The sequence below is a fragment of the Clostridium sp. genome (genome assembly GCF_051650885.1).
Lineage (GTDB): Bacteria > Bacillota > Clostridia > Clostridiales > Clostridiaceae > Clostridium.
The window spans coordinates 1-22,991 of the sequence record NZ_JBOFRG010000117.1 but is presented as its reverse complement, the minus strand read 5'-3'; the positions used below and the strand labels follow the sequence as shown (position 1 = coordinate 22,991).

The window sequence follows — 22,991 nt, the reverse complement described above, 5'->3', positions numbered from 1 at the left end:
CCTTAAATTTTTTGTTTATTGTTGATTTAATAATGAATATTATATAATATCAATATATGCGATTTAATATTTTGAAAAAGTAGGTGTAATTAGATGGAAAAATTTAAACTGGGACTAGATGTTGGATCTACAACAGTTAAGGTTGTCGTACTAGATAAAACGGACAACATGGTGTTCAGTGAATATAGAAGACACTTTTCAAATATAAAGCAAACTATAATAGATATTATGAAAGAATGCTTTGAAAAATTTGGGGACATAAAAATATCAGTGACAATAACAGGATCTGGTGGACTTTCTATGGCAAATTGGCTAGAAGTAAAGTTTGTACAAGAAGTTATTGCATGTACAGAAACAATAGAAACAATAATTCCACAAACAGATGTAGCTATAGAGCTTGGTGGAGAAGATGCAAAAATAACTTATTTAAAAGATGGAATAGAACAAAGAATGAATGGTACTTGTGCTGGTGGTACAGGAGCATTTATTGATCAAATGGCATCACTTTTAAATACAGATGCTACAGGATTAAATGATCTTGCAAAAAATTATGGAGTAATATATCCAATAGCTTCAAGATGTGGTGTATTTGCAAAAACAGATGTACAGCCTCTTATAAATGAAGGAGCTAAAAAAGAGGATATTGCAGCTTCAGTACTTCAAGCAGTTGTTAACCAAACAATAGGAGGGCTTGCTTGTGGTAAGCCAATTCAAGGGAATATAGCCTTTTTAGGAGGGCCTCTTTATTTCTTATCGGAGCTTAGACAAAGATTCATCGAGACTTTAAATCTGACAGATGAAGAAATTATCTTCCCAGAAAACCCACAACTTTTCGTGGCAATGGGGGCAGCTCTATTATCAAAGGAAGAGGAGCCTATAGACTTTATAAACTTAATTGAAAAAGTAAATAGTATGTCTGATGCAAAAGATGATGAAGTTTTAAGATTAGATAAGCTTTTTAAAGATGAAGAAGAGTTTAAAACTTTTAATGAAAGACATGCAAAGGCAAAAGCTAAAAGAGGAAACATAGAAGAAACAGTTGGAAATGTATTCTTAGGAATAGATGCTGGTTCTACAACAACTAAGGTTGTTTTAATAAACGAAAATGATGAGATCATATATTCATACTATGGCGGAAATGGAGGAAATCCATTAAAGAAAATAGTTGAAATAATGAATGATTTATATAAGGAGTTGCCAGAAAAAGCTAAGATAGCGAAAGCTACAGTAACAGGGTATGGTGAAGCACTTATAAAATCTGCATTACATATGGATATAGGGGAAATAGAAACTATAGCACATTATAAGGCAGCAGACCACTTCTTACCAGGAGTAGATTTTATTCTTGATATTGGCGGCCAAGATATGAAGTGTTTAAGAATTAAAAATGGAGTAATAGACAGTATTCTTTTAAATGAAGCATGTTCATCAGGATGTGGATCATTTATTGAAACATTTGGTAAATCTCTTGGGATAGAAGTAGAAGATTTTGCAAAAGCAGCTTTAGAATCTAGTAGTCCAGTTGATTTAGGTTCAAGATGTACTGTATTTATGAACTCAAAGGTAAAACAAGCACAAAAAGAAGGAGCTTCAGTTGGAGATATTTCAGCGGGACTTTCTTATGCAGTTATAAAAAATGCTTTATATAAAGTTATAAAAATTAGAGATCCTAAAGATATGGGGAAAAAGATAATAGTTCAAGGTGGGACATTCTACAATGATGCTATTTTAAGAACTTTTGAAATTATTTCAGAAAGGGAGGCTGTAAGACCTGATATAGCAGGACTTATGGGAGCTTTTGGAGCAGCTATAATTTCAAAAGAAAGATATGTAGAGGGCGAAGAATCTGCAATTCTTAAAAAAGAAGAATTAACAGATTTTGATATGACTTCAGAATTTAGAAGATGTGGACTTTGTGGGAATAACTGTTTATTAACAATAAACAAATTTACAACAGATGAAGAGTTTATATCAGGAAATAGATGTGAAAGAGGACTTGGAATGCAAATTAAAAAAGATGAAGTTCCAAACCTTTATAAATATAAATTTAAAAGAACATTTGGGTATGTTCCATTAAAAGTAGAAGAAGCTAAGAGAGGAACTATAGGACTTCCTAGAGTTTTAAATATGTATGAAAACTATCCGTTTTGGTTTACTCTTTTAACAGACCTTGGATTTAGAGTACAGTTATCGCCAGTTTCATCAAAAAATCTTTATGAAAAAGGAATAGATACAATTCCATCAGACTCAGCGTGTTATCCAGCTAAGTTAGTTCATGGACATATAGCTGCACTTGTAGAACGTGGATTTAAAAACATATTCTATCCTTGTATTTCATATGAAAAGAAAGAATTCAGTGATTCAAATAACAGTTATAACTGTCCTATGGTAACTTCATATCCGGAAGTTATAAAAAATAATATGGATACTATAAAAGAGAGAAATATAAACTATATAGCACCATTTTTATCATTAGATGATGAGAAAGGTTTAGCTAAAAGAATAGTTGAAGAATTTAAAATGTTTAATGTTACTATGGCAGAAGCTAAAAGTGCAGTAAATAAAGCATTCTTAGAAAGAGATGCATATAAAAGTGATTTAAGAAAAAAAGGTGAAGAAACTTTAGAATATTTAAAAGAAAATAATATGAAAGGTATTGTTTTAACAGGAAGACCTTATCATGTTGACCCTGAAATAAATCATGGTATTCCAGATGTTATAGCTTCATTTAAAATGGCAGTTCTTCCAGAAGATTGTATATCTCATTTAGGTCATTTATCAACTAAGCTTAGAGTAGTTGACCAATGGACTTATCACGGAAGACTTTATAGAGCTGCTGCTTTAGTTAGAGATACAGATGAGCTTGAAATGATTCAACTTAACTCATTTGGATGTGGACTTGATGCAGTTACAACAGACCAAGTTAATGAGATATTAGCTGAAAAAGGTAAGATATATACTGTATTAAAAATAGATGAAGGAAATAACTTAGGTGCAGCTAAAATAAGAATAAGATCTCTTAAAGCAGCTATTGAAGAAAGAGATAGAAATAATTATGAGCCAGTACACGAGGACAATTCATATAAAGATATTGTATTTACAAAAGAAATGAGAAAAACTCATACACTTTTAGTACCACAAATGTCTCCAATTCATTTTGATAAGTTAGAAGTTGCAGCAAGATCAGCAGATTTTAATATAGAAATTTTACCAGCAAATGATACAAAAGCTGTTGATGAAGGATTAAAATTTGTAAATAATGATGCTTGTTTCCCATCAATTATTGTTGTAGGGCAAATAATTGCAGCATTAAAATCAGGAAAATATGATTTAAATAATACATCAGTTATAATAAGTCAAACTGGTGGAGGATGTAGAGCAACTAACTATATTGGATTCTTAAAATTAGCACTTAAAAATGCAGGATATCCAAATATTCCAGTATTATCATTAAATGCAGTAGGACTTGAAAAGCAACCAGGATTTAAGATAACACTTAAATTTGTTAAAAAGGCCCTTATGGCACTTATTTATGGAGATCTTTTCATGAGAGTTTTATATAAAACAAGACCTTATGAAAAAGTAAAAGGCTCAGCAGATGCATTATATGAAAAGTGGAATAATATAGCTAAAGAAAGCTTAGCAAATGATGGTAAGAAAAAAGAGTTCAATAAAATTATTAAAGGAATTATCAAAGACTTTGATGAATTAGAACTTTTAGATATTAAAAAACCTAGAGTTGGTGTAGTTGGAGAAATATTAGTTAAATATCATCCAACAGCTAATAATGATATTGTAAAGATTTTAGAAAGTGAAGGAGCAGAAGCAGTTGTTCCAGATCTTTTAGACTTCTTCTTCTATTCAGCATATGATAGTGACTTTAAAAATAAATTCTTAGGAACAAGTAAGATGGAAAAAAATCTTAGTATGTTAGCTATGAAGTATATGGATAGTTACAGAAAAGTAATGAAAGAAGAGCTTAATAAGAGTAAAAGATTTGAGTCACCTAGGGATATAAGAGATTTAGGAAAGCTTGCATCAGAAATTCTTTCATTAGGACACCAAACAGGAGAAGGATGGTTCTTAACTGGAGAAATGATAGAGCTTATAGAGTCAGGAGCTCCTAACATAGTTTGTATGCAACCATTTGGATGTTTACCAAACCATGTAACTGGAAAAGGAATGATGAAGGCTTTAAAATCTAGATATAAAGAAGCTAATATAGTTGCAGTAGATTATGACCCTGGTGCATCAGAAGTTAACCAAATAAATAGAATTAAGCTTATGTTATCTGTTGCTTTTAAAAAGCTTAAAGAAGAAGAGCAAAAATAATATAATTTTAAAAAGAGAGAACATTGACAAAAAGAAATTTATACTATAAGATAATAGTTAAATTATAATATAGGAAAAAGCTTAGAAAAAGAGGAGTAAAAATACAGAGTATTATAGAGAGAAGGGAATAGGTGAAAGCCCTTTATATAAAGTGTTTTGAAGGTAGCTTTGGAGCTTTTCTAGTGAAATAGTAGTAGCTAGAAACGGTTTTGAAAAATCGTTAATTAAGAAGAGTGCTTAAAGAAAATTTCTTTAAGAATTAAGGTGGTACCACGAGCTTTCGTCCTTTTGTAGGATGAGAGCTCTTTTTTTATTGCAAAATAATAAGCTAAATTTAAGCTTATTTTATATAATTAGGAGGGATTTTAATGTCAGAACAAAACAATATTCAAACAACATATAGTCCTAAAGAGTTTGAAGAAAGAATTTATAAAACTTGGGAAGAAAAAAAATATTTTACACCAAAGGTAGATAAAACTAAAAAGCCTTATTCAATAGTTATGCCACCACCAAATATAACAGGTAAATTACACTTAGGGCATGCACTTGATAATACTCTTCAAGATATGCTTATAAGATTTAAAAGAATGCAAGGGTTCGAAACATTATGGCTTCCAGGTCAAGACCATGCATCTATTGCAACAGAAGTTAAAGTTGAAAATGAACTTTTAAAGCAAGGTCTTAAAAAGAAAGAAATGGGAAGAGAAGCATTCCTTGAAAAAGTTTGGGATTGGACAGATGAATATAGAGAAAAAATAAGAGTACAACTTAAAAAAATGGGATGTTCAGCTGACTTTACTAGAGAAGCATTCACTATGGATGAAAATTTAGATAAAGCTGTAAGACACGTATTTGTTAAGTTATATAATGAAGGTCTTATTTATCAAGGAAATAGAATAACTAACTGGTGTCCTAAATGTCAAACAGCTCTTTCAGATGCTGAGATTGAATATGAAGAAAAAGACGGGCACTTTTGGCATATAAACTATCCATTAAAAAATGGAGAGGGTTATTTAGAAATAGCTACAACTAGACCAGAAACATTACTTGGAGATACAGCAGTTGCAGTTAATCCAAATGATGAAAGATTTAAGCATTTAATAGGAGAAATGTTAATATTACCTCTTGTAAACAGAGAAATTCCTATAATAGCTGATGATTATGTAGATTTAGAGTTTGGAACAGGAGCCGTTAAAATAACTCCAGCTCATGACCCTAATGACTTCCAAGTTGGGCAAAGACATAACTTAGAAATTATAAGAGTTATGGATGATAAAGGTGTTATAAATGAAAAAGGTTTAAAATATGAAGGAATGGACAGATATGAAGCTAGAAAAGCTATGGTAGCTGATTTAGAGGCGTTAGGTCTTTTAGTTAAAGTTAAACCTCACACTCATAACGTTGGAACACATGATAGATGCGGAACTGTAGTAGAGCCAATTATATCTAAACAATGGTATGTAAAAATGGAATCTTTAGCAAAGCCTGCTTTAGAAGTAGTTAGAAATAAAGAAACTAAATTTGTGCCAGAAAGATTTGAAAAAACATACTTTAACTGGATGGAAAATATCCAAGATTGGTGTATTTCAAGACAATTATGGTGGGGACACAGAATACCAGTATGGTATTGTAAAGATTGTAATGAAATAATGGTTTCAGAAACAGAAGTATGCGAATGTTCAAAATGTGGAAGCAAGAATTTAGAAAGAGAAACAGATGTACTTGATACATGGTTCTCATCAGCACTTTGGCCTTTCTCAACTCTTGGATGGCCAGAAAAAACAGATGATTTAGATTACTTCTATCCAACAAGTACATTAGTTACTGGATATGATATTATCTTCTTCTGGGTTGCAAGAATGATATTTAGTGGAATTCATAATATGGATAAAACACCATTTGAAACTGTTTTAATTCATGGAATTATAAGAGATTCAGAAGGAAGAAAAATGAGTAAATCTCTTGGAAATGGAGTAGATCCACTTGAAGTAATTGATGAGTATGGAGCAGATGCTTTAAGATTCATGTTAGTTACAGGAAATGCACCAGGAAATGATATAAGATACTTCCCAGAGAGAGTAGAATCAGCAAGAAACTTTGCTAATAAAATATGGAATGCATCAAGATTTGTTATGATGAACCTTGATAGAGATTTAATGAATGAATTTAAAGACTCAAAAGAATATTCATTAGCAGATAAATGGATACTATCTAAATTAAATACTTTAGTTAAAGAAGTAACTGAAAATATGGATAAATTTGAACTTGGAATTGCACTTCAAAAAGTATATGACTTTATGTGGACTGAATTCTGTGATTGGTATATAGAACTTGTTAAGCCAGTATTATATGGAGATGACAGAAAAGCTAAAGGTGTAACATTTAATGTGTTATATACTGTTTTAGAAACAGGATTAAAATTATTACACCCAGTAATGCCATTTATAACAGAAGAAATCTTTACTCACTTAAATGTTGAAGAAGAAACTATAACTCATTCAGCATGGCCAGAGTTTAAAGAAGAAAGAAATGATTCTAAAGCGGAAGAAAATATGGCATACATTATAGAAGCTATTAAAGGACTTAGAAATGTAAGAGCTGAAATGAATGTTCCTCCATCAAGAAAGGCAAATGTTATTTGTCACATTGAAAATGAAGCAAAAGAAGCTTTCTTAAATGGTAAATCATATATAGAAAAATTAGCTTCAGCAAATGAAGTTTCATTTATAGAAAATAAAAATGAAGTTCCTGAAAATGCAGTATCACTAGTAGTTAAAGGTGGAGAATTATTTATGCCTCTTCTTGACTTAGTTGATAAAGAAAAAGAACTTGAAAGATTAAATAAAGAGCAGAAAAAACTTGAAGGTGAAATTGAAAGAATAGACAAAAAACTTTCAAATCAAGGATTTGTAGCTAAAGCTCCAGAGGCAGTAATAAATGGAGAAAAGGAAAAAAGAGTTAAGTATGTTCAAATGTTAGATGCAGTTAAAGAAAGAATAAATGCATTAAAATAGAATATAAGGGCATTAGTAAATATTTTTACTAATGCCTTGTTTTAAGATTAATAGGAAATTAAAGGCAGGAAGATAAATTTGAATAATATAAATATAGAAGAAAAAGATAATTTAGATTTAGTAATAGAAAGTAAAGAAGTGAGAGAGTGGAAAAAGGCTCTTATGACTTATGATTTTGCAGTAAATGAAATAAGTACAAAGCTTAATATACTAAATGATGAGTTTAAAAATTTACACGAGTATAATCCTATTGAGCATATAAAAACAAGAGTTAAAAAACCAAAGAGTATAATAAGAAAATTAAAAAGTAGAGGAATAGAGCCTACAGTTAAAAATGCAAATGAATGTTTAACTGATATCGCAGGTGTAAGAATAATCTGTGCTTTTGAAGAGGATATATATAGAATTTTTGAAATTTTAGTAAATCAAGATGATATAGAAGTTACAGAAATTAAAGACTATATAAAAGAACCTAAAGAAAATGGATACAGAAGCTTACACGTTTTAATAACTATTCCTGTATTTTTATCAACAGGAACTAAAAATGTAGCAGTAGAAATTCAAATAAGAACTATTGCAATGGATTTTTGGGCAAGCCTTGAGCATAAGATATATTATAAATACCGAGATAAAACATTAAATAATATATCTAATGAACTTAAAGAATGTGCGAATATGATAAAAGTATTAGATAAAAAAATGACTGATATTAAGCTTGAAATAAATAATTTATCTTCAGAAGAAGAATAAAGACAAGCTAATAAAAAATCCTAGCAGAAATTTCTACTAGGATTTTTTATATATTAATTAAAGATCTTTAACAGATATATCATTATCAATAGGTTCACCATCATTAACAAAGCTACTTAATTTAAAGCAGCTTTTGAAATTCGTTTAATATGTACAAATACATATATTCCACCAAATAAAATAGATAAGAAATTAGAAAGTGGTAGAACCATCCAAATTCCATTTATACCAAGACCAAAGGTATATGGTAAAAGATATAAAAATGGAATAAAGAAAATAACTCTTCTAAATAAAGACAAAATGATAGATTCTTTAGCAAAACCAATAGCTCTAAAAAAGGAAATTGATAAAAAGTAAATGCCAAGTAGTGGAGAAGCTAAAAGTGCAATTATTAAAATATAACCTCCATAATTTATAAGTTTTGCATTGTTTGAAAATAAATTTATAAATATCTTAGAGAAAACCATTAAAATTGCAGTACAAATTGTTCCACCTAATATGGTATAAAAAAGATTGTATTTTATACAAGCTTTCATACGAGCTATATTTTTAGATGAAAAATTATAACCAATTAAAGGTTGTGTTCCACGGCAGAAGCCTGCAACAGAACGTTGAATAAAGGAAGTAAGTTTATAAACAATTCCATAAATTGCAATTGCATAATTTCCACCAAAGTGATATAAGTCTTTATTTAAAAGCATCATAGAGATACTTCCGATAAATTGGTTTAAGAAAGTTGAAAAACCAATAGGTAAAGACTCTTTAATAAGTTTTAAATTAAATTTTATATCTGTTATTTTGATTTTTAAAAATGATTTAAACTTAAATATGTATAATAAATAAATTAGATTTATAAGTTTTGAAAGGGTTGTTGCAAGTCCAGCACCTAAAACTCCCCATTTAAAAATGACTATAAATAAAAAATCTAAAATAATATTAGAGAGGATACTAATTATAGTACCTATCATAGAGTGAAAGGAATTTCCTTCAGCCCTTAAAATATTATTTGAGGCAATACATAAAGGGTAAAATAATATGCCTATAAACATGGCCTTAGCATAAGTTACAGCATAGGGAATAGCAGCCCCAAATGCGCCAAAAGCCATTACAATTTGTTTTGCAAAAATAAGTCCTATAGTACATAAAAAGATGGAAAGGAAAAAAATACAAAAAAAGAGGCTTCCAGCAGCCTTTGTTGCATTTTTAATATCTTTTTTTCCAAGAGCTCTAGATATATAAGAACCTATACCAGAGGTGAAAAGCTGTGTAAGAGCCATAATCATCATTTGTATAGGAAGATATATAGAAACTGCATCAATACCTAAAGTAAATACATAACGCCCTATAAAAATAGTATCAATTATATTATAAATTACGGTAGATACAGTAGAAACTGCACTAGGAGAACTTAATTTTAATACAGCTTTTTTAGGATTTTCTTCTCCTAAAATATAATTTCGATCCATAAAAAAACTCCTTTCTAATATTAATATTTTAACATGGAGAAATGGAAGTAGAATTAAATACAGGTGAACTCTTTATTAATAAAAAAAGAGCTAATAGATGAATTTTTCATCTATTAGCTTATTAAAGCTTGAAGTCAAGCTATATTTCACCAAACATTTTTTTAGAGAAGTTTTCTCCAAATAGTCTAAGTTCATTTATTTGTTCTTCAGAAGCTCTAAATTTAATAGCTAAACCTTCTGATGTAAGTTTCATTTTTAATTCTTTTAATCTACTATCCATTCTTGGAACAGCTTCTCCGCTCCAACCATATGAACCAAATGATGCTGCAAATTTACCACCATGTATAATTGGGTTTAAGTTTGCAAGAAGAATTCTAATTGGAGGTAAAAGTTCATTTACTATAGTTGGTGAACCAAATAAAATACCATCAGATTCTTCAATATCTTTTAAAACATCAGAAGTTTCACTGTAAGTTAAGTCATACATTTTAACTTCTACATTATGATTCTTTTGTATACCTTCTTTAACAGCATTAGCCATTTCAGCAGTATATCCATAAGCACTTACATAAGATATAGTAACTTTTTTATCTCCATTGATTACAGGTTTAACAGGAGTACTCCATTGTTTATAAGTTTCTACTATTTCCATAGGATTTTCTCTTAAGACAGGTCCATGCCCTGGGCAAATTACATCAATGTCTAAATCTTTGATTTTATTTATTGCTTTTAAAACAAATGGTTTAAATGGACCAAAGATACAGTCAAAGTAATATTTTAATGCCTCAAGATAATGTTCTTTATTTTCAACTAAATCATTAAATACATTTTCAGTTGAGTAATGACTACCAAATGAATCACAAGTTATTAAAACATTGTCTTCTTTAACATAAGTATACATTGAATCTGGCCAATGTAAAAATGGTGCAGAAATAAATTTTAATGTTTTATTTCCAAGAGATATTTCGTCACCATCTTTAGCGATTATATAATCAAAATCTCTATTTAAAATCTCTTTTAAGTAATTGATAGCTTGTGATGAACCAACAACCTTAGCATTTGGAGACATATCAAGAATTTTTCCAACAGAACCAGAATGATCAGGTTCTGTGTGATCAACTACTACATAGTCAATTTCTTCACCTTTAATACCTAAGCTTCCTAATGTTTTTAAATATTCATCAAAGCATCTTTCTTTAACAGTTTCAAAAAGTGCAGTTTTTTCACTTCCTTTAACTACGTATGAGTTATAAGTAGTTCCATAAGGAGTATACATTATAATATCAAATATTCTAAGTCCTGGATCAAGCGCACCGACCCAATAAATATCATTTTTAATTTCTTTAAATTTCATCCTAAACACCTCTATATATAACAAATAATTTTTATTTTATAATAATAATTTCGATATTATAATTGTAACAAACTTCACACTATAAGTAAACAAATCATTAAAATAAAAATTTAAATAAGATAAAAATACAAAAATATTTTATAGTATTATTATACAACTTTCTAAGCAAAATAAATTGGTGTAAAATGTAAAAAGAAATAAAAAATGTGTTAAAATTATTAATGAAAATTAAAAGGAACGGGTGAAGTAAAGATGAATTATAGAGAAGCAATGGAATATATACATAAAGTGAATAATTTTGGATCAAATTATGGATTGAAAAGAGTTGAAAGAGTTTTAGAATTACTTTCAAATCCTGAAAAAAAATTAAAAGTAATTCATGTTGGAGGAACAAATGGAAAAGGTTCTACTACTTCTATGATAACAGAAATTCTTATGAAAGAAGGATGCAGGGTTGGAATGTATACATCGCCATATTTGGAAGAATTCGAAGAGAGAATACAAATAAATAGAGAGAATATAAGCAAAGAGGATTTAGCAAGCTATGTGGAAAAAATAAAAAATGTTGTATCAATAGTTGATGAGGAGGGAATGGGAAATGTAACAGAGTTTGAAATAATAACATGCTTAATGTTTTTATATTTTAGTGAAAAAAATATAGATTTTGCAGTTATAGAAGTGGGGTTAGGTGGAACGCTTGATGCAACTAACGTAGTAAACCCTATAGTATCTGTATTAACATCTATAAGTTTAGATCATATGAATATTTTAGGAGATACATTAGAAGAAATAGCCAAAGAAAAATGTGGAATAATAAAAAGTAAAATACCGGTTATTGTTTATCCTCAAAAATTAGAAGTTATGAGAGTAATAGAAAAAGTAGGTGCTAAGAAAAACTCTGAAATTATAAAGGTTTTAGAGAATGATGCTAAATTTTTAAAGGTAACTGAGGATAAAGGTGGTATATATCAAAAAGTTAAAATAAAGGGCTTTAAGGAAACATATGAATTAGAATTAGGTCTTTTAGGAATGCATCAAATATTAAATTGTGCAGTAGCAATAAGAGTTGTAGAAAAAATACTTGGAGAAGTGAAAAATATAAAAAAAGCATTAAAAGATGTTAAATGGAATGGAAGATTAGAAGTTTTAAAAAAAGATCCTTTAGTAGTGATAGATGGTGCACATAATATAGATGGGATAAAAATGTTAAAAGAAAATATAGATATTTACTTTAAAGGAAAAGAAATATACTTATTACTTGGAATACTTGCAGATAAACAAGTAGAAGAAATGATAAAAGTAATAGCAAAGGATGTAGTAGAAATAATAGCGCTTACTCCAAATAGTGAAAGAGCAGAACTTTCTGAAGATTTGAAAAGAGAGGTAGAAAAAATAAATAAAAATGTAAAAGCTTTTGAAAGCTATGAAGAAGGATTTAGATATGCATGTTCTAAAGCTAAAAAAGAAGATTTAATATTAGGAACAGGCTCATTATATATGATAGGTGCATTAAGAGGAATAATTACTAAAAATAATTAATGGAATGACAAAAGGTGGATTCAGAAGAATTCACCTTTTTACTTTAAAAATAAGGATATTAATTTATCTCATTTCAAAAAAATTAATAATATATAATTATAATAGTTCTTTTAATGCTAAAGAAAGTTGGTCAGGACATGATGTATCTTTACTTTTACATTTAATCCCTTCTAATTTTTGAATTGCATCAGTTATTTTCATTCCTTTTACAAGCTCAGAAATACCAAATAGGTTTCCAGGACAACCATTTACAAAATTAACTGATTTAATGAATTCACCCTCAGTTTGAATGTGAATTTCAGTTGAGCATACCCCTTTTGTTTTGTATATAAACATTTTAAATTCCCCCTTTAAGTAAGTATATGCTTATTATAAAGGTATTTAGAGAAATAATAAAGGAGAAAATTGGGGGATTTTGTTCCGAGAAGAAATAGACATACATATTATATAAAAAAGAAAGACCTAAGATTTAAGGAGTGAAAAATGGATAATATTATTGTGTGTAATACTTCAGATGATAGTCTAAGTAAAATTAATATTGATAGAGTAAGTGTAGATACGTTGCCCTTAAAGCTTGGGGGAGAGAAGATTGGACCGAGAAGTATTGATGTGAAAGAGGGAAGGGGCGTGGTTGCGAATTGTTATTCTGATTCTATAACATTTATAGATCTTAACAGCTTTAAAGAAATTGAAAATTATACAATAGGAAAATACCCTAAAGATATAAAATGGGGAGAAAAAAATATTTATGTAGCTTGCGGAGATTCAAATTCAGTAATAATATTTAATGAAGAGAAAAAAAATATAGAATTTGAAATTAAGGTTGGAGATTATCCAGGTTCTCTTGCTGTTGATAAAAAAGAAAAATTTATTTATGTTGCAAATAGCAATAGTAACAGTGTAAGCGTAATTAACAATGAAAAGAAAAAGGTTGAAAGAGAGATTTTATTAAAAGAAACACCGACAAAAATATTATTATCAAAAAAGGATGATGAGTTATTTATTTGTGTAAATTCTTTTATGCAACATATGGAAGGAAAATTAATTGTATATTCTTTAAGAGATTGTAAAATTAAAGAGGAATATAAAGTAGGGGATTTCCCAATGGATTTAATTGAGTGTGAGAATTTAATATATATAGCTAACTTTGCAGAGGGAAGTATTAGTGTTGTAAATAGAGCGGAAAAGAGTAGTTATAGAATAATGGTAGGAGGAATGCCAAAGGGATTATTAAAAGAAAAAGAAAATCTTGTGATATCTGATTATTATAAAGGAAGGATAGTGTTATTAGATGAGAAAAGAATGGATAAAAAAATCATTGCAGTAGGCAATGAACCTAATGCAATGATTTTTGAAGGGTTTACTCGGCAAATAAAAGATTAATTATTTGATTATAAATTTCAGATGGATTTTCTTGCCACTTACCACAAATGTAAGTGGCTTGTTTTTTTGTTGGAACAGAAAATTTAAGATCAATTAGAGGTAAATCATCTTCTAATGCCTTTATGTGAACTAAAAAGTTATTATTTTTAACAAGTGTATAATCACTATGAATAGTTAACTCTTTTTTTATAAGGTCAATATGATTTTTGATATATTCATCTATTGATGTAAGTTGAGATGCTGAAATTCTATCTTTAAAGAAAGATAAAACATTATCTCCTTTTTCTGTTAGAGAAATTAATTTTTTATCAGACACTTCAATATACTGAATAAAAGTAGCTTCAGATAATTCAGATATATACTGTTGAAGGGTAAAATAATTTATAAAACTATTTTCTAAAACTATTTCTGTAAGTTGTGTATTTGTTATTGGCTGTTTAAGTAATTTTAATATATATAAAACTAATAACTTATTTTCAGCTAATTCTAAAGAACTTTCCTTATGCATATAAAAACCTCCACTGAATTTTGAAAGTATAAATTAATTATAGCATAAAATTATAAGAAGTGAAGTTTGTAATAAATAAAGAAAAAATTTCTCATACTAATTAAGAATGTAAAATAATAGAGGTGAGAAAATGAAAAGAAAAATTTATATAATAGGAATTATGGCTATAATAATTACATTTTTAGAATTAGGAATAAAATATAATTTAGTCGATGCTATAAATTTAAATGAAAAAGAACCGATATATAAAATAGAAACAGAAGAAAAAGAATTATTTCTAACATTTGACATAAATTGGGCAGAGGAGGATAATACGTATAAAATACTAGAGATACTTAAAAAAAATAATGTTAAAGGAACTTTTTTTATAATGGGTAAATGGGTAATATATCCAGATGGGAATAAAGAAAAGTTGAAAAAAATTTATGAGGAAGGGCACTTGATAGGAAATCATAGTTATGTTCATCCAGATTTTAAAAATATCTCGAAAGAAAGAATGAAAGAAGAAATAATAAAAACAGAAGAAATAATAAATAAAGAAATAGGAATAAAAACAAACATTTTCAGATTTCCAAGTGGATCATTTTCGAAGGAAGCCATACAATATGTATACGATTTAAATTATGTTCCAATGGAATGGAATATTGATTCAAAAGATTGGCTAAATGAAGGTGCATATAAGGAATATTTAAATGTGAAAAATAAAATCGGAAATGGTTCTATTATTCTTTATCACAATAATGGAAAGTACACACCAGAAAATTTAGAAAAAATTATAAAAGAATGCAAAAAAGAAGGGTATACTTTTAAAACATTAACAAAAATTCAATGAAAATTCATAAATTTAAAATAAATTTTAAAAATCGTTGATAAAAGATGAGTATATGTATTATAATGGAAATATATTTGTGTTGGGGTTTTTTTAGGGGCACAAATTTTATTACAAAGGGAGAGAGGGGTTACAATGGATAATTTAATGTTAAACAATAAGATTTACTTAGAAGGTAAGGTAATTTCAGAAAAGGAATTCAGTCATGAAATGTATGGAGAGGGGTTTTATACTTTTGACTTAGAAGTTATGAGACTTAGTGATTCAGTAGACATACTAAATATAACGGTTTCAGAAAGACTTTTAACAGGAGTAGATATAAGCATAGGAACTGAAATAGTAGTTGATGGTCAATTAAGATCATACAACAAATTTATGGACGGAACTAACAAGCTTATATTAACAGTTTTTGCAAGAAACATAGAGCCTTGCTTAGAAAGAAGTAAAAATCCAAATGAAATATACTTAGATGGATACATTTGTAAAGAACCAGTATACAGAACAACACCATTTGGAAGAGAAATTGCAGATGTATTATTAGCAGTAAATAGAGCTTATAATAAATCTGATTATATCCCTACAATAGCTTGGGGAAGAAATTCAAGATTCTGCAAAATGTTAGAAGTTGGAGATAATATAAGAATTTGGGGAAGACTTCAAAGTAGAGAATATCAAAAGAAAGTATCAGATAGTGAAGTTATTAAGAAAATAGCTTATGAAGTATCTATCTCAAAAATGGAAAGAGTAAGAGATAATGAAGAAGAAATAATCCTTCCAGACGAAAGAGAAGGTATAGTATAGAAAATAAAGCAAGTACAAAAAAGTACTTGCTTATTTTTTTTATTTTCTTAAATCATCTAATAATTGAGTTTTATCTTTAGTTTGATCATCAACTGATTTTATGATTTTAGCAGGAGAACCAGCTACAACTACTCCAGCTGGAACATCTTCAGTTACAACAGAACCAGCTGCAACAACAGAACCTTCTCCAACCTTTATTCCTTCAAGAATAACAGCGTTTGCTCCAATTAAAACATTATCAGCGATTTCACATGGTGATTTACTTGGTGGCTCAAGAACACCAGCTACAACAGCTCCAGCTCCTAAGTGAACATTTTTACCAAGTTTTCCACGAGCACCAATAACAGCGTTCATATCAACCATAGTTCCTTCACCAATTTCAGCTCCAATGTTTATAACAGCACCCATCATGATAACTGCATTTTTACCAATTGAAACTCTATCACGAATTATAGCACCTGGCTCAATTCTAGCATCAATTTCTTTTATATCAAGCATTGGAATTGCAGAGTTTCTTCTATCATTTTCAATTCTAAAATGTTTGATCTTATCTTTATTATCTAAAATAACGTTAGTTAAAATATCTGACTCCCCAACTAAGATGTAGAAGTTATCAGCTCCGTACCATTCTATATTTTCTAAATCAGCGTCTTTAAGATTTCCGTTTACGAAAATTTTAAGCGGCGTAGATTTTTTTGTTTCTTTTATAAATCTTGCGATTTCATATGGATCAGTAAAATTATATTCCATGTTTATCACCCTTTCTAAATTTGTCGAATTTTATGTGTGTAATTAATTATAATAAAAATAAGGCTTGTTTTAAAGGGGTAAATCGAAAAAAAGTCTGTTTGCGAGAGAATAATTAATAATGTAGAATGAAATTATAGAAAAATATAGGAAGAATTTTAATTGAAGGAGTGATATAAATGAAATTAGAAAAAGGATTAGTTCAAATATATACTGGTGATGGAAAAGGGAAAACTACAGCTGCAATAGGGCAAGGGATGAGAGCTTATGGAAATGGGCTTAAGGTGACTATGCTACAATTTTTAAAAGGTGGGTATACAGGAGAATTAAAAACGGTAGAAGAGCTTACAGAGAACTTTAGAATATATAGATTTGAAAGTAAAAAAGATTTTGTTTGGAATTTAAACGAGGAGCAAATAGAACTTTTAAAAAAGGAAATAAGAGTAGGATATAATTTTATATTAGAAAGATTAGAAAAAAATGATACAGATCTTTTAATAATTGATGAAATTATGGGTGTACTAGGAAATAAGTTTTTAACTGTAGAAGAAGTTTTATATATTATAGAAAATAAACCAGAGAATATGGAAGTTATAATGACTGGTAGAAATGTGCCAGAAGAAGTTATTGAAAAAGCCGATTTAGTAACAGAAATGAAAATGATAAAACACTATTATGAAAAAGGAGTTTCTAGCAGAAGGGGGATTGAATACTAATGAATAAAAATGTAGAAAAGGTTCAAATATCAGGAATAAGAAAGTTTTATAACAAGGTTTTAAAGGTAGAAAATGCTATCAGTCTTACACTTGGGCAACCAGATTTTAAAACACCAGAAGCTATAAAGCTTGGAATGAAAGAGGCAATTGATAGAGATTTAACTACATATACAAGTAATGCAGGAATAAAAGAATTAAGAGATGAAATAGAGAAATATTTAAATAGTTTAAATATAAATTATAAAAGTGATGATATTTGCTTAACCGTAGGCGGAAGTGAAGGAATATATGCAGTTCTTCAAAGTATAGTAAATGAAGGTGACAAAATATTAATTCCAAGTCCAGCATATCCAGCTTATGAAAGTATAGGAACTATACTAGGAGCAGAAATTATACATTATGGATTAAAGGAAGATTTTACGATAGATATTCTAAAAATAAAAGAAGCTTTAAAAGAGAATGATTGTAAGGTATTAATATTATCTTTTCCAACTAATCCTACAGGCGCAATTTTATCAAAGAAGGATAAAGAAGATTTAATAGAAGTTATAAGAGAAAATGAAATATTAGTTATAACAGATGAAATATATGCTGCAATTATCTATGATGAATATTATTCTGTGGCACAAGAAGAAGAAATATTAGAAAAGGTTATATATATTAGTGGTTTTTCTAAAATGTTTTCTGCAACAGGATTAAGACTTGGATATGTTTGTGCAAAAGAAAATGTTATGAAAGAAATAATGAAAGTCCATCAATATGGGGTATCTTGTGCACCATCTATTGTACAGTACGGTATTTTAGAAGGTCTTAAAAACTCTATGGACGAAGTAAGGGTTATGAAAGAAGAGTTTAAAAAGAGAAAAGACTATGTGGTTAAAAGATTAGTGGATATGGGAATAGAAGTAGCGAATCCTAAGGGAGCTTTTTACCTGTTTCCAAGCATCAAAAAATTTAATATGACATCGGAAGAATTTTGTGAAAGATTATTAAATGAACAAAAGGTAGCATGTGTTCCTGGAAATGCATTTGGAAGTTTAGGAGAAGGATATATGAGAATATCTTACTGTTATTCGATAGAAGAGCTAAAAAAAGCATTAGATAAATTAGAAGAATTTATAAAAAAACTTAATTAAATAAAATAATAATAAAAAAAGATTGTAGCTAAAAGAAAAAATAAAGCTACAATCTTTTTTTATTTGAGAAGAAGAGTTTTTTTTATAAATAAGAGGGAACTGTTCGCACCGAAAAAACAAAAAATAGTAAATGTTCAAAAAAGCAGTTGTAAATAAAAAATATTAAATGGTAAAAAAAGGTAGAATATATTAACACAATATCATATTGATAAAAAGTTTTATATGAATATAAATAGGTTTAATCCCTTTATTTTCAATGGATTAACTCTATTTATATTATTAAAGTTTTAATTTTTAAATGATAATTAATATACTATTTTTTTGACAAATTAATAAAAATAAACAAAAAATATTAACGGTATTATTTGACAAAAGTGTTAAATATAATATAATTATTAATAAATTAGCTAACGGATAGATAGCGGTAAAGAATGGGGGAGATAATATGGCAAAGTATATAGGACAAAGAATATTAGTAAGTATTGCAACAATTTGGGTAGTAATTACTATAGCATTTTTCCTAATAAGATTAATGCCAGGAGGACCTTTTGATGGTGAAAAAATGACACCAGAAATAAAAGCAGTCCTTAATGAACAATATGGTTTAGACAAACCACTAGGTACACAGTACAAAATTTATATGGGAAATCTTTTAAAAGGTGATTTAGGAGAATCAATGCAATTTAGAGGAAGAAAAGTTGTAGATGTAATTGAGTATTCTTTTCCTAAATCAGCAAAACTTGGATTAGTTGCAGTAAGTTTTTCTTTAGTAGTTGGAATACTACTTGGAATTTTATCAGCATTAAAATCAGGTAAATGGCCAGACAGGTTATGTATGTTTATTTCAACACTTGGTATAACAATTCCAAGCTTTGTAATAAGTTCACTGCTTATATATTTCTTAGTAGTAAAACTGAAAATAATACCGACAGCAATAGGGCTTGATAAGCCTATAAATTATATAATGCCAGTAATAGCACTTGCAGGAAGCTCAACAGCATTTATAACAAGACTTACAAGAAGTAAGCTTATAGATGTTTTGAAATCGGATTATATAAGAACAGCAAAAGCAAAAGGGTTAAGTGAAAAAACAGTAATATTTAAACATGCACTTAGAAATTCACTTATTCCAATAGTAACTTATATGGGACCATTAATAGCAGGAATACTTACAGGTTCTTTCGTAGTAGAAAAAATATTTGGAATACCAGGACTTGGAAATGAGTTTGTATCAACAATAACAAATAGAGATTATTCAATGCTTCTTGGAGTTTTAGTGTTCTTTAGTACATTGATAGTTGTATGTAACTTAATTGTAGATATTATGTATGTAGTTATAGATCCAAGAATAAAATTATCGAACTTAGAAAGTTAGAAAGGGGTAAAGATATGGAAAATTTAAAATTTGATAAAGAAATGTTTACTCCTATTTCTAAAGAGGAAAAAACATTTGAAAAAAATGTAAGACCAAGCGTAGGATATTGGAAAGATGCATGGAGAAGATTGAAATCTAATAAAGTAGCAATAGTATCTTTAATAATTATAGTACTTTTTGTATTGGCTGTTATCATAACTCCAATGGTTTCACAATATACTTATGATGGACAAGATAAAATGGCATCTAACTTAGGTCCAAGTATGGATCACTTTATGGGAACAGATACTTTAGGACGTGATTTATTTGTAAGGGTAATGATGGGAGCTAAGTATTCTTTAATAGTAGGAATAGGAGCAGCTATTATAAATCTTGTTATAGGAGTTGTTTATGGAGCAGTTGCAGGATTCTTTGGTGGAAAAATAGATAATATTATGATGAGAATAGTAGATTGTCTTTACTCAATTCCAACAATGATATATGCAGTTTTAATTATGGCAGTTTTAAAAGGGTCAAACTTTGATGAAACAGGAATGGTAAGTATAATGATAGCCCTTTCAATTTCTTATTGGGTTGGAATGGCAAGGATTGTAAGAGGAGATATCTTGCAGCTTAAGGAGCAAGAGTTTGTTCTTGCAGCAAAAGCTCTTGGAGCATCAAAATTTAGAATTCTTTTTAAGCACTTAATTCCAAACTGTATAGGATCAATTATAGTAACAATGACACTTTTAATACCACAAGCTATATTCACAGAGTCATTTTTAAGCTATATAGGTCTTGGAATAAATGCACCACGTGCATCTCTTGGAACACTTTGTAGTGAAGCACAAACATTAATTAGTACACATCCAACACAATTATTTTTCCCAGCACTTGCTATATGTATTATAATTTTAGCGTTTAACTTACTTGGCGATGGACTTACAGAAGCGTTAGATCCAAAGCACCAAAGATAGGGGGAAAGATTTATGGAAAAGATATTAGAGGTAAAAAACTTAAAGACATCATTTAAAACACATATAGGAGATGTACAAGCAGTTAGAGGAGTTACATTTCATGTAAATAAAGGAGAAGCACTTGGAATTGTTGGAGAATCAGGGTGTGGAAAATCCGTAACAATGATGTCAATAATGAGACTTTTAGCAGAAAATGCAATGATAGAAAGTGAAGAAATTTTATTTAATGGAATAGATATAAGTAGATGTAAAGAAAAAGATATGGAAAAAATTAGAGGAGATAAGATGGGAATGATTTTCCAAGATCCTATGACATCTTTAAATCCTTTATACACAATTGGAGAACAACTTACAGAGCATTATATAAAGCATAAAAAAGTATCAAAGGCTGAAGCTTGGAAAAAAGGTGTTGAAATGCTAGGTCTTGTTGGAATTCCAAGTCCTGAAAGTAGAATGAAACAGTATCCACATGAATTTTCAGGTGGAATGAGACAAAGAGCTATGATAGCAATAAGTCTTATATGTGAACCAGAACTTATTATAGCAGATGAGCCAACAACAGCTTTAGATGTTACTATTCAAGCACAAATTTTAGACCTTATGAAAAACTTAAAGGAAAAACTTAATACTGCAATTATACTTATAACTCATGATTTAGGAGTAGTTGCAGACCTTTGTGCAAGAATAAATGTAATGTATGGTGGGGTTATTGTTGAAAGTGGAACTGCAGAAGATATTTTCTATAGAGGAAAACATCCATATACATGGGGTCTTTTAAACAGTGTTCCAGATCCAATGAAAAAAGAAAAAGAAAAATTAATACCAATAGATGGACAACCACCAGATCTTTTAAAGCCACCAACAGGATGTCCATTTGCTGATAGATGTGATTATACAATGAAAATTTGTATGGATAATTTACCACCACTATTTGATGTAGAAGAGGGACATGTATCAAGATGTTGGTTATGTCATGAAAATGCACCAAAAGTAGAAAGAAAAGATAGAAACATGCAAGAGGTAGGAGGAAGATAAAATGAGTGAGAAAAAAGAAGTTATTTTAGAAGTTAAAAATCTTTGTAAGTATTTTCCTGCTAATAAAGGAATGTTTTCTAAAAAGAGCTTTGTAAAAGCTGTAGATAATGTTTCTTTTACTATAAATAAAGGTGAAACTTTAGGTCTTGTAGGAGAATCAGGGTGTGGAAAAACTACAACAGGAAGAACTGTTTTAAGATTATATAATCCAACATCAGGAGAAATAATTTTTAATGGACAAAATATTGAAAAATTAAAAGATAGTGAATTAATGCCTATAAGAAGAAAAATGCAAATGATATTTCAAGATCCTTATGCATCATTAAATCCAAGAATGACAGTTGGAGATATTATAGGGGAAGCTATTGATATTCATGGTTTATATGAAGGAAAAGAAAAAGAAGAAAGAATCAGATATCTTTTAGATAAGGTTGGACTGAATGGAAGCCACATAAATAGATATGCCCACGAATTCTCAGGAGGGCAAAGACAAAGGATTGGGATAGCAAGGGCACTTGCTGTTGAACCAGAACTTATAGTTTGTGATGAGCCTATATCAGCTCTTGATGTATCTATACAAGCACAGGTTATAAACATGCTTGAAGAGCTTCAAGAGGAGCTTGGATTAACTTATCTATTTATAGCCCATGACCTTTCAATGGTTAAGCATATATCAACTCATATAGGGGTAATGTATTTAGGTCAAATGGTTGAAAAAGGATTAAGTGATGATGTTTATTTAAAGCCAAAGCATCCATATACAAAAGCACTTTTATCAGCAGTACCAGTGCCAGACCCTAATTATTCAAAAAATAATAAAAGAATAGTACTTGAGGGAGATATTCCATCACCAATAGATCCACCACCAGGGTGTAGATTTAAAGGAAGATGTAAAGAAGCTATGGAAATATGTGCATGTGAAACACCAGAATTAAAAGAAGTGTCAAAAGGACATTTTGTAGCATGTCACTTATATAAATAAGATATAAATTTCTCATAATGAGAAATAAATATATATATTATAAAAAGGGGGAAAATTTATGAAAATTA

General features: G+C 29.0%; 18 protein-coding genes and 1 other annotated feature. Of the genes, 13 read left to right on the top strand and 5 right to left on the bottom strand.

Features of this window, described 5'->3' with window-relative positions; genetic code table 11:
- Positions 1–93: 93 nt before the first annotated feature.
- The 3 genes from ACRC28_RS05760 to ACRC28_RS05750 all read left to right on the top strand — a co-directional run bounded on the left by ACRC28_RS05760 (position 94) and on the right by ACRC28_RS05750 (position 8,096).
- Positions 94–4,332, top strand: a complete 4,239-nt coding sequence (locus ACRC28_RS05760) for an acyl-CoA dehydratase activase-related protein (RefSeq protein WP_438542494.1) — start codon at positions 94–96, stop codon at positions 4,330–4,332.
- A 73-nt stretch (positions 4,333–4,405) separates the two neighbouring features.
- Positions 4,406–4,623: a binding site (T-box leader), on the top strand.
- Between the two features lie 77 nt (positions 4,624–4,700).
- Positions 4,701–7,346 carry a valine--tRNA ligase gene (locus ACRC28_RS05755; RefSeq protein WP_438542493.1) on the top strand — a complete coding sequence of 882 codons (2,646 nt, stop codon included), beginning with the start codon at positions 4,701–4,703 and terminating at the stop codon, positions 7,344–7,346.
- A gap of 78 nt (positions 7,347–7,424) precedes the next feature.
- Positions 7,425–8,096, top strand: coding sequence for a GTP pyrophosphokinase (locus tag ACRC28_RS05750; RefSeq protein ID WP_438542492.1), 672 nt, complete (start codon positions 7,425–7,427; stop codon positions 8,094–8,096).
- Between the two features lie 116 nt (positions 8,097–8,212).
- Here the strand turns inward: ACRC28_RS05750 and ACRC28_RS05745 are convergent, their stop codons facing one another.
- The gene (locus ACRC28_RS05745; RefSeq protein WP_438542491.1) at positions 8,213–9,562 is read right to left on the bottom strand and encodes an MATE family efflux transporter; all 1,350 of its coding nucleotides are present in this window, start codon (positions 9,560–9,562) and stop codon (positions 8,213–8,215) included.
- 139 nt (positions 9,563–9,701) lie between these two features.
- Positions 9,702–10,916, bottom strand: a complete 1,215-nt coding sequence (locus tag ACRC28_RS05740; protein WP_438542490.1) for an FprA family A-type flavoprotein — start codon at positions 10,914–10,916, stop codon at positions 9,702–9,704.
- Between the two features lie 252 nt (positions 10,917–11,168).
- Between ACRC28_RS05740 and ACRC28_RS05735 the strand changes: the two genes are divergently transcribed.
- Entirely contained in the window at positions 11,169–12,455 is a 1,287-nt protein-coding gene (locus tag ACRC28_RS05735; RefSeq protein ID WP_438542489.1) for a bifunctional folylpolyglutamate synthase/dihydrofolate synthase, read from the top strand.
- 96 nt (positions 12,456–12,551) lie between these two features.
- On the opposite strand, the gene ACRC28_RS05730 is transcribed toward ACRC28_RS05735, so the two are convergent.
- Positions 12,552–12,791: a TIGR03905 family TSCPD domain-containing protein gene (locus ACRC28_RS05730; RefSeq protein WP_438542488.1), complete on the bottom strand. Its 240-nt coding sequence runs from the start codon at positions 12,789–12,791 to the stop codon at positions 12,552–12,554.
- Between the two features lie 147 nt (positions 12,792–12,938).
- On the opposite strand from ACRC28_RS05730, the gene ACRC28_RS05725 reads away from it, so the two are divergent.
- On the top strand, positions 12,939–13,838 hold the full coding sequence (locus ACRC28_RS05725; protein ID WP_438542487.1) for a hypothetical protein: 900 nt from the start codon (positions 12,939–12,941) through the stop codon (positions 13,836–13,838).
- Here ACRC28_RS05725 and ACRC28_RS05720 read toward each other — a convergent pair.
- A complete protein-coding gene (locus ACRC28_RS05720; protein ID WP_438542486.1) occupies positions 13,816–14,346 on the bottom strand; it encodes a DUF4364 family protein in 531 nt (176 codons plus the stop codon). The two genes, ACRC28_RS05725 and ACRC28_RS05720, sit on opposite strands and share 23 nt — an antisense overlap.
- A gap of 130 nt (positions 14,347–14,476) precedes the next feature.
- On the opposite strand from ACRC28_RS05720, the gene ACRC28_RS05715 reads away from it, so the two are divergent.
- A complete protein-coding gene (locus ACRC28_RS05715) occupies positions 14,477–15,178 on the top strand; it encodes a polysaccharide deacetylase family protein (protein WP_438542485.1) in 702 nt (233 codons plus the stop codon).
- Positions 15,179–15,310: 132 nt separating this feature from the next.
- Positions 15,311–15,976, top strand: coding sequence for a single-stranded DNA-binding protein (locus tag ACRC28_RS05710; RefSeq protein WP_438542484.1), 666 nt, complete (start codon positions 15,311–15,313; stop codon positions 15,974–15,976).
- A 39-nt stretch (positions 15,977–16,015) separates the two neighbouring features.
- Here the strand turns inward: ACRC28_RS05710 and dapD are convergent, their stop codons facing one another.
- Positions 16,016–16,726, bottom strand: a complete 711-nt coding sequence (gene dapD, locus ACRC28_RS05705; RefSeq protein WP_438542483.1) for a 2,3,4,5-tetrahydropyridine-2,6-dicarboxylate N-acetyltransferase — start codon at positions 16,724–16,726, stop codon at positions 16,016–16,018.
- A 176-nt stretch (positions 16,727–16,902) separates the two neighbouring features.
- Here dapD and ACRC28_RS05700 point away from each other — a divergent pair, with 176 nt between their 5' ends.
- The 6 genes from ACRC28_RS05700 to ACRC28_RS05675 all read left to right on the top strand — a co-directional run bounded on the left by ACRC28_RS05700 (position 16,903) and on the right by ACRC28_RS05675 (position 22,923).
- Positions 16,903–17,439, top strand: a complete 537-nt coding sequence (locus ACRC28_RS05700; RefSeq protein WP_438542482.1) for a cob(I)yrinic acid a,c-diamide adenosyltransferase — start codon at positions 16,903–16,905, stop codon at positions 17,437–17,439.
- Entirely contained in the window at positions 17,439–18,575 is a 1,137-nt protein-coding gene (locus ACRC28_RS05695) for a pyridoxal phosphate-dependent aminotransferase (RefSeq protein WP_438542481.1), read from the top strand. Before ACRC28_RS05700 ends, ACRC28_RS05695 begins: the two co-directional genes overlap by 1 nt.
- 445 nt (positions 18,576–19,020) lie before the next feature.
- Positions 19,021–19,950, top strand: a complete 930-nt coding sequence (locus ACRC28_RS05690; protein ID WP_438542480.1) for an ABC transporter permease — start codon at positions 19,021–19,023, stop codon at positions 19,948–19,950.
- Between the two features lie 14 nt (positions 19,951–19,964).
- Entirely contained in the window at positions 19,965–20,906 is a 942-nt protein-coding gene (locus ACRC28_RS05685) for an ABC transporter permease (RefSeq protein ID WP_438542479.1), read from the top strand.
- Positions 20,907–20,918: 12 nt separating this feature from the next.
- Complete coding sequence (locus tag ACRC28_RS05680; RefSeq protein WP_438542478.1) at positions 20,919–21,941, top strand: ABC transporter ATP-binding protein; 1,023 nt, start codon at positions 20,919–20,921, stop codon at positions 21,939–21,941.
- 1 nt (position 21,942) lies between these two features.
- The gene (locus ACRC28_RS05675) at positions 21,943–22,923 is read left to right on the top strand and encodes an ABC transporter ATP-binding protein (RefSeq protein WP_438542477.1); all 981 of its coding nucleotides are present in this window, start codon (positions 21,943–21,945) and stop codon (positions 22,921–22,923) included.
- The last annotated feature ends 68 nt before the right edge of the window (positions 22,924–22,991 follow it).

Bases quoted from the DNA above. Each gene is read 5' to 3' on its own strand.
- ACRC28_RS05760 (WP_438542494.1), top strand. From the start codon at position 94: ATGGAAAAATTTAAACTGGGACTAGATGTTGGATCTACAACAGTTAAG.
- ACRC28_RS05755 (WP_438542493.1), top strand. From the start codon at position 4,701: ATGTCAGAACAAAACAATATTCAAACAACATATAGTCCTAAAGAGTTT.
- ACRC28_RS05745 (WP_438542491.1), bottom strand. From the start codon at position 9,562: ATGGATCGAAATTATATTTTAGGAGAAGAAAATCCTAAAAAAGCTGTA.
- ACRC28_RS05740 (WP_438542490.1), bottom strand. From the start codon at position 10,916: ATGAAATTTAAAGAAATTAAAAATGATATTTATTGGGTCGGTGCGCTT.
- ACRC28_RS05735 (WP_438542489.1), top strand. From the start codon at position 11,169: ATGAATTATAGAGAAGCAATGGAATATATACATAAAGTGAATAATTTT.
- ACRC28_RS05730 (WP_438542488.1), bottom strand. From the start codon at position 12,791: ATGTTTATATACAAAACAAAAGGGGTATGCTCAACTGAAATTCACATT.
- ACRC28_RS05725 (WP_438542487.1), top strand. From the start codon at position 12,939: ATGGATAATATTATTGTGTGTAATACTTCAGATGATAGTCTAAGTAAA.
- ACRC28_RS05720 (WP_438542486.1), bottom strand. From the start codon at position 14,346: ATGCATAAGGAAAGTTCTTTAGAATTAGCTGAAAATAAGTTATTAGTT.
- ACRC28_RS05715 (WP_438542485.1), top strand. From the start codon at position 14,477: ATGAAAAGAAAAATTTATATAATAGGAATTATGGCTATAATAATTACA.
- ACRC28_RS05710 (WP_438542484.1), top strand. From the start codon at position 15,311: ATGGATAATTTAATGTTAAACAATAAGATTTACTTAGAAGGTAAGGTA.
- dapD (WP_438542483.1), bottom strand. From the start codon at position 16,726: ATGGAATATAATTTTACTGATCCATATGAAATCGCAAGATTTATAAAA.
- ACRC28_RS05700 (WP_438542482.1), top strand. From the start codon at position 16,903: ATGAAATTAGAAAAAGGATTAGTTCAAATATATACTGGTGATGGAAAA.
- ACRC28_RS05695 (WP_438542481.1), top strand. From the start codon at position 17,439: ATGAATAAAAATGTAGAAAAGGTTCAAATATCAGGAATAAGAAAGTTT.
- ACRC28_RS05690 (WP_438542480.1), top strand. From the start codon at position 19,021: ATGGCAAAGTATATAGGACAAAGAATATTAGTAAGTATTGCAACAATT.
- ACRC28_RS05685 (WP_438542479.1), top strand. From the start codon at position 19,965: ATGGAAAATTTAAAATTTGATAAAGAAATGTTTACTCCTATTTCTAAA.
- ACRC28_RS05680 (WP_438542478.1), top strand. From the start codon at position 20,919: ATGGAAAAGATATTAGAGGTAAAAAACTTAAAGACATCATTTAAAACA.
- ACRC28_RS05675 (WP_438542477.1), top strand. From the start codon at position 21,943: ATGAGTGAGAAAAAAGAAGTTATTTTAGAAGTTAAAAATCTTTGTAAG.